The 11,617-nt window shown below is 35.0% G+C and carries 8 protein-coding genes; 7 read left to right on the forward strand and 1 reads right to left on the reverse strand.

Going from position 1 to position 11,617, the window contains the following annotated elements:
* Positions 1-56 precede the first annotated feature (56 nt).
* Positions 57-3,161, reverse strand: coding sequence for a TonB-dependent receptor (locus IV513_RS00110; protein WP_209388481.1), 3,105 nt, complete (start codon positions 3,159-3,161; stop codon positions 57-59).
* A gap of 237 nt (positions 3,162-3,398) precedes the next feature.
* Between IV513_RS00110 and ligA the strand changes: the two genes are divergently transcribed.
* The 7 genes from ligA to IV513_RS00145 all read left to right on the forward strand — a co-directional run bounded on the left by ligA (position 3,399) and on the right by IV513_RS00145 (position 11,587).
* Positions 3,399-5,402 carry an NAD-dependent DNA ligase LigA gene (gene ligA, locus IV513_RS00115; RefSeq protein WP_209388482.1) on the forward strand — a complete coding sequence of 668 codons (2,004 nt, stop codon included), beginning with the start codon at positions 3,399-3,401 and terminating at the stop codon, positions 5,400-5,402.
* A gap of 68 nt (positions 5,403-5,470) precedes the next feature.
* On the forward strand, positions 5,471-5,887 hold the full coding sequence (locus IV513_RS00120) for a Fur family transcriptional regulator (protein WP_245168814.1): 417 nt from the start codon (positions 5,471-5,473) through the stop codon (positions 5,885-5,887).
* A gap of 55 nt (positions 5,888-5,942) precedes the next feature.
* Positions 5,943-7,907 carry a heavy metal translocating P-type ATPase gene (locus tag IV513_RS00125; RefSeq protein ID WP_209388483.1) on the forward strand — a complete coding sequence of 655 codons (1,965 nt, stop codon included), beginning with the start codon at positions 5,943-5,945 and terminating at the stop codon, positions 7,905-7,907.
* 40 nt (positions 7,908-7,947) lie between these two features.
* A complete protein-coding gene (locus tag IV513_RS00130; RefSeq protein ID WP_209388484.1) occupies positions 7,948-8,592 on the forward strand; it encodes an MgtC/SapB family protein in 645 nt (214 codons plus the stop codon).
* A gap of 44 nt (positions 8,593-8,636) precedes the next feature.
* Positions 8,637-8,816, forward strand: coding sequence for a hypothetical protein (locus IV513_RS00135; RefSeq protein WP_209388485.1), 180 nt, complete (start codon positions 8,637-8,639; stop codon positions 8,814-8,816).
* Positions 8,797-9,219, forward strand: coding sequence for a Crp/Fnr family transcriptional regulator (locus tag IV513_RS00140; protein WP_209388486.1), 423 nt, complete (start codon positions 8,797-8,799; stop codon positions 9,217-9,219). The genes IV513_RS00135 and IV513_RS00140 overlap by 20 nt, the downstream gene beginning before the upstream one ends.
* 238 nt (positions 9,220-9,457) lie before the next feature.
* The gene (locus IV513_RS00145) at positions 9,458-11,587 is read left to right on the forward strand and encodes a S46 family peptidase (protein ID WP_209388487.1); all 2,130 of its coding nucleotides are present in this window, start codon (positions 9,458-9,460) and stop codon (positions 11,585-11,587) included.
* Positions 11,588-11,617: the final 30 nt, after the last annotated feature.

Below are 11,617 nucleotides of genomic sequence, written 5' to 3' on the forward strand. Positions count from 1 at the left end.
AGAATAATTTTCTTTAAAATCATATCCTCAAAACCAACCATTCACTTTTTAAATTTTTAGAACGAATATTTTGCTCCGATCTGTATCTGATAAGGATTTCCACTCAATGGCGCCAATCCACTCGTATTCAAACTGTATTTAAACTGTTGTGTAGCTTGGTCGAATCCTGTAATTCTATACAAAGACATTGTGTTATAAGATTTATTAACTCCCCATTCTTTGTTCAATAGGTTTGCCACATTGAAGATATCTACTGAAAATTCGAATGCTCCGATTTTTTCAAATTTAATTTTCTTAGCTACACGAAGATCCCAAACACCGTAAAATCCGTTCTTTCCACCATTTCTTTCGGCAATTTTATTATTATAGTCTGTGATATAATTTTTAAGTGCATTTCCAACTTCAGGATTATCAATAAGTGTCTGAGTAAGATTCGGGAAGATATAAGCAAGATCGTTAGAATCTACAAAATCTCCATTTACGTTTCCTCCGGCTGTTACAGAGAAACGCGTTCCACCCATTCCTGCGTATCTAATTCCTAATGTAAATCCTGCAATAGTAGGTGAGTTACCGTAAAGAACCAATTTATTTCTGAACTGATTATCAGAATACGTCATTCTCAGATTTCTAGGATCACCAGATACCATTGTAGAAAGGGTTGCAGAGTTGGCTACGTTCCCATTATAAGAAGTATTGTCTTTAATATCAGACCAAGTATAACTTGCCGTAATTTCTCCGTCTTTCCAATAACGGTAACTTGTATCTACTACAAATGAAAACTGATTTACTTTTCCGTCGCTCACTAACTCTAATACTCTTCCGAAGTTTTTATTGATTCTTCCGTTTTTCCAATCTAATGTTCCGTTAGAATTGATACCTGCGGCAGGAACATAAACTCCTCTTCCACCTTCATTATTCAGAGTAAAATAAGGGTTAGCTACCATATTTCTGTCATAGTAGAAATAATTGTTTCTCCCTAATGCCATATATCCAGCAACACCTGCTCTAAAACGTTCGTTGAAGAAATGTGTGTATGAAATATTCGCTTTATAAACTACAGGAATTTTAGCATCTTTTCCTGTATAATTAATGGTAGGAACCTGATATTGAGATAATGTTGGAATACTTCCATAGTTATTTCTATAATCTATGAAATTTGGAGTAAGACCAATTTGGGAAGGGTTTACATCCACTGTTGCCAAATGTCTTCCATCGAACACAAGATTATTAATAATCATGTAATTGTTGATATCGGATGAGAATATACCTGCTCCGAATTTCAAGAAATCTTTGTTCCCTTCGTTGATATTCCAGTCGAATTGGAATCTTGGCTGAATAATAAAAGATTTAATCTGATTATCTGTTCTTATTCCCATTTCATCATACAGTTTTTGGTTGAATCCCGCTTTCGGATAACCTCCGTAATCCAATCTTAAACCCGCCATGAAATCTAGACCTTTTACAACTTTGGTCTGTAGCTGCCCATATACTCCAAGATTGTAAATGTTAGATTTTACAGAAGGATCATCCATTAAAGGTACTTCTCTATAAAATCTGTATGCAATCTGATTGTTAAAATTGAAAAGATTATCTCCGGTTTGCCCTGGATTTTCTCTGAAATGGAATCTACCGTTTACTTCACTTCCGTATACAGATCTTGCCATAGTGTACATTAAATCTGCTCCAAAAGTATATTTAATTTTATCTGTATTGTAATATAAATTATCTACAATCTGAAATACATTATTCTTAAAACTTTCCTGAGCAAAACGGTGTCCTCCAATCTGAATATTTGTAGCTTTATCTTTACCGTCTATGCTGGAAACGATGTTCTCAACAATCGCTCTCGGTACAGGACGGCCAAGCTGATCGTTCTGGTAACTGTCTTGGTAAGTGTAAAGATATTGCGCCTTCAATTCGTTGGTCATGTTTGGCTTAATGTTCGATCTTAAAGTCAGCAATAAGCTGTTGTCCATGTTTTTATCATTCCCATAAGATTCGAAAGCATTAATTGCCGTATTATCGCCCAATCCGTTTTTATTCAAATCGTAAGTGAAATTATTTCTTAACGTCAACAAATTTTTCTCGTTAATCTGCCAGTCTAAACGTAAAAATGCAGCATCAGAATTTCTTACTTTATCAAAACTTCCGAATTGCGGACTGTTCGCAACACCATATTTTGCTCTCGCAATATCCAGAAATTTATTTAGAGTACCTGTTGTGGTATTCAGTCTCAACTCATCATCATGAGATTTGATATCTGCAATCTGAAGTGGTCTGGAATCTAACTGATGATCCCACGCCGTGAAAAAATGAAGTTTGTTTTTAATAATAGGCCCGCCCAATGAGAACCCAAACTGAGAAGTAGAAAAATCATTATCTCTCTTATTTCCGCGGATATCATACTTGCTAGAAAGCCAGTTCGTTCTTAAATATTCCCATGCACTGCCAGAAAATTTATTGGTACCCGATTTGGTAACAGCACTAATAGTACCACCACCACTTCTTCCCAGAGTAACATCATACTGGTTGGTTGTTACTTTAAATTCTCTTACTGCTTCAATAGATATCGAAAATGGAGCACCACTTCGGCTTGTAGTTGCACCGGCTGAAGTAGGGTTTTTCGCTGTCATCCCATCAATGGTAAAATTCGTAGAAGAACCCAACTGTCCAGAAATACTTCCGTTTTTACCGCTTAAAGGAGAAAGTTCAGACAGATTAGCAAAATTTCTACCATTAACAGGCAAAATACCCATATTTTTGGTAGTAATTGCTGTTGCTGCGCCCAAATTTCCGATTTTATTTTTAAGATTTCCTGCTAAAACAACTTCTTCAATAGTTTTTTCGTTGCCCAAATCCATATCTACCGTTACCTGATCTCCAAAGTTAACGCTGTAACCTTCTCTTTTTTCATCATTTACCAATACAGTATAAGGTCCACCCAAAGGGATTTCTTTAAAAATATACTCACCTCTAGAATTGGTTTCTGTTTCTGTTTTAAAACCGGTAGATTCGTTAATGATGGTAACTTTTACTTTTTCTTGTGGTTTTTTACCGACACCGATTACTTTACCAACAATAGAAGCCTGAGTAGTTTGTGCATAAGCCAGTGTCCCGAAACTAAGACACAATAAACCCAATACAATTTTTACTTTTTTCATTTTTATAAATTAGATGCCGCAAAGGTATTGAGTCGCTATGAATCCTTTGTTTAAGGGAGTTTTAACATTTTTTAAATTAAATAGTAATATTATGTTAAATAAATTTTAACACAGAATTTATAAGATAGATTGTCAGTTATTTAAAATATGTTACGCATTATTAATTTTCGTAGAATATGTAATTGGTTTATTTTTTACGTCGGATTTAATTATTTTTGTTGAATTAAAGAAAAACCCATGTCTGAAAACATTCAACATACCATAGAACAGTTAAGAAAAGAGCTTCATCAACACAATGAAAACTATTACCTTTTAGATGAGCCGAGCATTTCTGATATGGATTTCGATTTGCTTCTGAAAAAACTTCAGGATTTGGAAGCAAAATACCCCGAATTTCATGACGACAACTCTCCTACCATTCGTGTTGGCGGTGGTGTCACAAAAATTTTCCCAACTGTTCAGCACCAGTTCCGAATGTATTCTCTTGATAATTCTTACAATTTTAATGATCTTGAAGACTGGGAAAAAAGAATTATTAAAACCATTGATGAACCTGTAGAATTTGTTGCCGAATTGAAATATGACGGAGCTTCCATTTCCATATTATACGAAAACGGAAAACTTACAGAAGCTGTAACGCGTGGTGATGGTTTTCAGGGAGATGAAATTACCGCTAATGTCCGTACTATTTCGGATATTCCTTTGAAGCTTGTTGGAGATTTTCCTGAAAGATTCTTTATGCGTGGTGAAATATATTTAACACGAAAAAATTTCGACAAAATAAATAAAACTCGTGAAGAAGAAGGCTTCGATCCTTTCATGAATCCCAGAAATACCGCCAGCGGAAGCTTGAAAATGCAGGACAGCGGAGAAGTGAGAAAACGCAGACTTTCTTCGGTTCTCTATCAGTTTGTTTCGGCTGAAGCTCCTGCAGAAACCCATTGGGATTTGTTGCATAAAGCTCAGGATTGGGGTTTTAAAATTTCAGATCAGGCAAAACTATGCAGAAATCTGGATGAAATAAAAGAATTCATTAATTTTTGGGATACCGAAAGGCATCAACTCCCATTTGAAATTGATGGTATTGTTCTGAAAGTAAATTCGTTAAAACAACAAAGACAGCTCGGTTATACAGCAAAATCTCCGCGTTGGGCAATGGCTTATAAATTTAAAGCCGAAAAAGTAGAAACACAACTGCAAAGCGTTTCTTACCAAGTAGGAAGAACCGGTGCAATAACACCCGTTGCCAATCTAAAGCCTGTTTTATTAGCAGGAACAACGGTAAAACGTGCATCGCTACACAATGAAGACATCATTAAAAAACTCGATTTACACGAACAAGATTTTGTGTTTGTAGAAAAAGGCGGAGAAATTATCCCGAAGATTGTGGGTATAAATACCGAAAAACGAAGTTCTGACAGCAAAGAAATTGAATATATTAAAAACTGCCCGGAATGTGGAACCGAACTGGTAAAAATTGAAGATCAGGCAATTCATTTCTGTCCGAATGAACTTCACTGTCCTCCTCAAGTAGTTGGAAGAATGATTCATTACGTTTCCCGAAAAGCGTTGAATATAGAAAACTTAGGAAGCGAAACCATAGAACAGCTTTACAGAGAAAAACTCATAGAAAATCCTGCAGATTTTTATACATTAACTAAAGAACAGCTCCTTCCGCTAGAAAGAATGGCAGAAAAATCTGCACAAAATATTATTTCGGGAATAGAAAAGTCTAAAGAAGTTGCCTTCGAAAAGGTTTTATACGGAATTGGTATTAAGCACGTTGGAGAAACTGTTGCCAAAAAATTGGTGAAAAACTTCTCTACTATTGATGAACTTAAAAAAGCGAGTGTAGAAGAGCTTTGTCAGGTTGAAGATATTGGTATAAAAATAGCAGAAAGTATTTCAGATTTTTTCAGTAATTCTGAAAATATTTTAATGCTGGAAAGACTTAAATCTTACGGCGTACAATTGGAAAAAGGAGAAAATACCAATGAAATTTTATCCAATGCTTTAGAAGGAAAAACTTTTCTTTTTACAGGTAAATTGGCGCTTTTCACAAGAGAATCTGCTGAGGAAATGGTAGAAAAGCACGGCGGAAAAAATATTTCAGCAGTATCTAAAAACCTAAATTATCTGGTTGTAGGCGAAAAAGCGGGAAGCAAACTGAAAAAAGCTCAGGATATCGGAACCATTACCATTTTGGACGAACAACAGTTTTTGGATCTGATAGAAAAATAAATTGGATTCCGTTATTTAAAGGGATTTATGTAAAAGCATATCAATTTTAATTTGTAGAAGATTTTAACATGGAAGTTTCAGTTATTGAAAAAAAACTTACCCAAAAAGACATTCCCATCACACCGATGCGCATGATTGTTTTAGATGCTTTAATGAAAAGCTCTCAGGCAATTTCTTTATCGGAATTTGAAGAACTTTTGCAACAGTCGGATCGCAGCACCATCTACAGAACTCTTAAAACTTTTGAAAAAAAAGGTCTCATACACAGTATTCAGGAAAACAATACTACACAATATCTAATGTGTCATGACGATTGTGACGAAAGCCAACATCACGATTATCATCTTCATTTTTACTGTACACAATGCAAAAAAACAACCTGTCTGGAAGAAGTACGTTTTGAAAGCATTCACTTTCCCGAAAATTATTTAATTAAAGAACTGAAATTTGTAGCCAACGGAATCTGTAAAGATTGCCAAAAGTAGTTTGCAATAGTGTTGCATTGATTGTTGTTTTACATTTGTCGTAAATATATTTCAAATGTCAAAAGAATGCTGTTCTCATCCTAATACCGAACCTGCAAATCATCACGATCATGATCATTCTGATGGTCATACGCATGATTCTGCAGACCAGAGTATCTTTCAAATGTTTCTTCCTGCGGGAATTTCTTTCATTTTATTAATGACAGGAATTTTTCTGGATTATTATGTAAAACCTGAGTGGTTTTCCGGTTGGTTTCGTTTTATATTATACCTTGTCGCCTATATTCCTGTTGGAGTACCGGTACTTAAAGAAGCTGTGGAAAGCATCCGTTTTGGTGATTTTTTCTCGGAGTTTTTTCTCATGTCTCTTGCAACACTTGGTGCTTTCGGAATTGGAGAATTTCCGGAAGGTGTAGCTGTAATGCTGTTTTATTCCATTGGAGAGAATTTTCAGAGTTTGGCAGTTCAGAGGGCAAAGAAAAACATTAAAACCCTACTCGATCAGCGACCAGACGAAATTATTATTCTCAAAGAAAACAAAACTTTCAAAATAAAAGCAGAAGAAGCAGAAATTGGTGATATTATCCAACTAAAACCGGGCGAAAAGCTAGCGTTAGATGGTGAACTTATCTCCGAAAAAGCAAGTTTTAACACTTCTGCTCTCACTGGCGAAAGCACACCCGATACCAAGAAAAAAGGCGATGAGATTCTTGCAGGAATGATTAATCTGAATTCGGTTTCAGAAATTGTTATTCTGAGAAAATTCAAAGATTCAAAACTGTCCAGGATTTTAGAACTTGTTCAGAACGCCACAACTCAGAAAGCTCAGACAGAATTATTTATTCGGAAATTTGCCAAAATCTATACCCCAATTGTTACTTTTTTAGCTTTGGGAATTGCCTTAATTCCTTATTTTATTGTTGAAAATTACGACTTTAAAGACTGGCTGTATCGTGCATTGGTATTTCTGGTTATTTCTTGTCCTTGTGCATTGGTAATTTCAATTCCTTTAGGATATTTTGGCGGAATTGGAGCGGGAAGCAAAAATGGTATTCTCTTCAAAGGCGGTAATTTCTTAGATATTTTGTCAACCGTTCAAAATGTTGTCATGGATAAAACCGGAACTTTAACCGAGGGCGTTTTTAAGGTAAAAGATATTAAAATAGAACCGGAATTTAATCAGTCTGAAATTCTTCAATACCTCAATTTTGTTGAAAGTAAATCTACACATCCCATTGCAATGGCAATTCATGAATTTGTAGGAGAAATAGACCACACTTTAAATATAGAAAATGTTGAAGAAGTTCCCGGATACGGCTTGAAAGCTGAAGTAAACGGAAGTATTTTTCTTGCAGGAAACTTTAAGTTGATGAAAAAATTCGGACTTGAATATCATGTTGACGAAACAAAATTTCATGAAACTGTTATAGCAATTGCCTATCAAAATAAATTTGCCGGTTATATAACCATCGCCGACAAAATTAAATCTGATGCAAAGGAAGCTGTTTCAAAGCTTAAAAATTTAGGGATAAAAATTACAATGTTAAGTGGTGATAAATCTTCAGTTGTGCAGGAAATTGCCAAAAACCTTAAAATTGACAATGCGTTTGGAGATCTTCTTCCGGAAGACAAGGTTAATTCGGTAAAAAACATTAAATCTAAGAATGAAAGTGTGGCATTTGTAGGAGACGGTTTAAATGATGCCCCCGTAATCGCTCTTAGTGACGTGGGAATTGCGATGGGAGGATTAGGAAGCGATGCAACCATTGAAACTGCCGATGTCATCATTCAGGATGATAAACCTTCCAAAATTGCGACTGCCATTAAAATAGGAAAAGAAACCAAAAAGATTGTTTGGCAGAATATCATATTGGCATTCGGTGTAAAAGCCATTGTTTTAATTCTTGGAGCGGGCGGTATTGCCACAATGTGGGAAGCCGTTTTTGCAGATGTTGGGGTTGCTTTGCTTGCAATTTTAAATGCCGTGAGAATACAAAACATGAATTTCCATCAGAACTAAGAAAAATTATTGTATTTTTAAATTGAAAATAAGAATAATCATGGATTTTCTCGAGGATCACTCCATTCAAAACGAGCTTTTACTCATCTTTGTTTCTGTAATTTTGGGCGTTCTTATCGGAGCCGAACGCGAATACAGGAACAAATCTGCAGGTTTGCGTACCTTTATTCTTATCTGCTTCGGTTCTTGTCTGTTCACTATTTTATCGATTAAAATCGGAGTTAATAACCCTGACCGTATTGCGGCTAATATTATTACCGGAATCGGATTTTTGGGAGCCGGAGTTATTTTTAAAGGTGATAACAAAATAGACGGAATTACTACTGCTACTACCATTTGGGCAACGTCTTCAATCGGAATGGCAGTGGGTTCGGGATATGTATATTTATCTCTTTTAGGAACTTTCTTAATTTTAATTATTCTCAGTTTTTTAACTTTTTTTGAAAAATTTATCGATCGCGAACATAAAATCCGGGAGTATAAAATAGCGGTAACCAATTATCACGATGTTGCTTACTGCGAAAATATATTCATAGAAAACAACTTGAAATTCCGAATATTAAAACAGCAATACACTCAGGGAAACCTTTCTACTTCTTGGATAGTTACCGGTAAAAATAGCAACCATGAAAAATTAATGAAAAATTTAATGGAAGATGATAAAATAATTGCATATCAGTTTTAACTTAAATTTACGGTAACTTTGTATTTTTAAAATTCGACTTTTTCATGCAAAAACTCGCTAACTTCTACCATTCTATAGAGGGACTTAGTCCAAAAGAGGCAAAATATCATCTCAGTAAATACGAAAAAGTTGTATATCCTAAAAAGACCACCATATTAAAAGAAGGTGAAGTAGAAAACTATCTTTACTTCATAGATAAGGGTATTGTACGCCTTTTTTTTTAATAAAATTCATCCTGCAGAACCTTCTAAAGAAATTACATTTTCGCTTCTTACAGAAAATATGTTTGGGAGTGCTTACGATTCTTTCATAACCCGTTCACCTTGTTCTTATAATGTGAAAACAGTTACTGATAGCGAGCTTTACAGAATTCATTTTGATGATCTGGAGGAATTATATACTACTACAAAAATCAGTAATTATCTGGGAAGAATTTCTGCAGAACAGCTGTATGTAAGAAAAATGCAAAGAGAAATATCATTATTAACGCACAGTGCCGAAGAGCGTTATATGAATTTACTTCGTTCTAATCCAAGGCTTATTCAAGAAGTTCCTTTGAAGCACATAGCATCCTATATAGGAATAACGCCCCAAGCTTTAAGTCGTATCAGAAAGCAGCTTTTATGAACCTATGTTCATTTTTTATTTTCAAAATATTGTTTTCCTTTGCAGCTATAAAGGAAACACAAGTGATGAAAATTTGTTTATAACCTTTAAAACATTTCCCTCAACATCTTTTTGTAAATCGTTACAAGATTTTGTTAAAAACGTAAGAAGTCTTTTCTGATATTTTTAAAATTCAGAAAAGACTTTTTTTAGTTTAATAAAAAAACTAAAATGCGTATTTTAGTCAAAATTTTTTTATATGATAAAACGTAATATTCTTATTGCCTCAGCTTTTTTCAGTTTCTCTCTGGGAATAGCACAGCAATACGGTGGGATGTGGATTCCGACAGAGCTTAATGAAAGGGAAATGAAAGACCTCGGTATGAAAATTTCTGCAAAAGACATTTTCAATACTCAGAAACCGAGCATTAAAGATGCAGTTGTACAGTTTAACGGCGGTTGCACAGCTGAAATTATCTCGCCGAAAGGACTATTACTCACCAATCATCACTGCGGTTACGGACAAATTCAGTCGCATTCTACGGTTCAAAATGATCTTTTAACCAATGGTTTTTGGGCTAAAAATAATGGCGAAGAACTTCCAAATCCTGGTGTTACTGTAGATTTTATTGTAGATATACAAGATGTTACAGACAAAATTCTTCAGGGAAATTCTAATCTAGAAACTGCTCAGATTAATGCCAACATACAAAAAGTTTCTGCAGAAATTAATCCTGCAGCATATCAGAAAGTGGTGATTAAACCAATGTATTATGGCAACAAATATTACGCCTACATTATAGAGACTTTTAAAGATATTCGTCTTGTGGGAGCTCCGCCGCAAAGCATAGGGAAATTCGGAAGCGATACCGATAACTGGGTTTGGCCAAGACACACTGGAGATTTCTCTATGTTCAGAATTTATGCCGACAAAAACAATAAACCTGCGGAATATTCTAAAGACAATGTACCATATATTCCTAAACATTATCTTCCGGTTTCTATTAAGGATAAAAAAGAAAATGATTTTACCTTTGTTTTTGGATTTCCGGGAAGAACCACCGAGTATCTTCCGGCAATTGCAGTAGAAAAAATTATGACCGAAATAGATCCTGCAAGGATTGCTGTACGTGATGTGGCACTCAAAACTTTAGATGAGAAAATGCGTACGGATGATGCTACAAGAATACAATATGCATCAAAATACGCTTCTGTTGCCAATTACTGGAAAAAATGGATTGGCGAAGTAGAAGGTTTAAAGAAATCTAATGCCGTGCAAAAGAAAAAGAATTACGAAAATTCTTTAGCTGCCAAAAATCCTGCAATAAAAACGACTATCGAACAAATGAATAAGCTGTATGCAGAACAGGCTCCTTATGCACTCAATAATGCTTATTACAGTGAAGTTGTAAGAAATGCGGAAACATTAACGCTTGCCAATATGTTTTACAACTTTGTTTCTGCTTTTGATGCTGGAAAAATGGACGAGAAAAGTATTATATCATTCAAAAACAGACTCAGTTCGTTCTATAAAGATTACAATGCAGAGTTAGATGCCAAAGTTACCGCAAAACTTTTGGCATTATATGCCAATAAAACAGCACCGCAATTTTTACCTGAAGGTTTTACAGAGTTTAAAGATGAAAGTAAAAACATCATCAACTTAGAGAAAATTTCAAAAAATTCTGTAATTACAGGTCGTAGTAATGTAAATGGAGCTTCTTTGAGTGAGAATATAGATAAAGCATTTTCAAATCAGGAAAATTTAATCAGTACCCTCAAAAAGGATCCTGTTTTTTTACTTTTCGCCAACGTAAGAAACGCTTACATGAAAACTGCAGATCCTAAATATTCTTCTCTACAAACACAGATTGACGCTTTGCAGAAAAAGTACATGGCACAGCAAATGGAAACCGACAAAGACAGAAAATTCTTTCCGGATGCCAATTCTACGCTTCGTGTAACGTATGGACAGGTAAAAGGTTCCAGCCCAAGAGATGCGGTTTCGTACAATTACCAAACCCATTTAGCTGGAGTTATGGAAAAATATGTACCGGGAGACTACGAATTTGATGTTCCTAAAAAACTGATTGATCTTTACAACCAAAAAAATTACGGAATTTACAAGGATAAAACCGGAGATGTTCCTGTAGGATTTACTGCTACCAATCACACAACGGGAGGAAATTCCGGAAGCCCGGCTCTTGATGCCAAAGGAAATTTAATTGGTTTGAATTTCGACAGACAGTGGGAAGGAACAATGAGCGACATTAACTACGATCCTCGTTTCAGTAGAAATATAATGGTAGATACGAAGTATATTCTTTTCATCATCGATAAATTTGCCGATTCTAAATGGCTAATCGACGAAATGAAAATCGTAAAATAAACTTCTTGAGCTAAAAATAGAGTTCAAAAA

Origin of the sequence: Chryseobacterium sp. RR2-3-20 (assembly GCF_017808115.1) — a bacterium.
Lineage (GTDB): Bacteria > Bacteroidota > Bacteroidia > Flavobacteriales > Weeksellaceae > Chryseobacterium > Chryseobacterium oryzae.

Coding starts and splice junctions, on each gene's coding strand:
- IV513_RS00110 (WP_209388481.1), bottom strand. CDS start 3,161: ATGAAAAAAGTAAAAATTGTATTGGGTTTATTGTGTCTTAGTTTCGGG.
- ligA (WP_209388482.1), top strand. CDS start 3,399: ATGTCTGAAAACATTCAACATACCATAGAACAGTTAAGAAAAGAGCTT.
- IV513_RS00120 (WP_245168814.1), top strand. CDS start 5,471: ATGGAAGTTTCAGTTATTGAAAAAAAACTTACCCAAAAAGACATTCCC.
- IV513_RS00125 (WP_209388483.1), top strand. CDS start 5,943: ATGTCAAAAGAATGCTGTTCTCATCCTAATACCGAACCTGCAAATCAT.
- IV513_RS00130 (WP_209388484.1), top strand. CDS start 7,948: ATGGATTTTCTCGAGGATCACTCCATTCAAAACGAGCTTTTACTCATC.
- IV513_RS00135 (WP_209388485.1), top strand. CDS start 8,637: ATGCAAAAACTCGCTAACTTCTACCATTCTATAGAGGGACTTAGTCCA.
- IV513_RS00145 (WP_209388487.1), top strand. CDS start 9,458: ATGATAAAACGTAATATTCTTATTGCCTCAGCTTTTTTCAGTTTCTCT.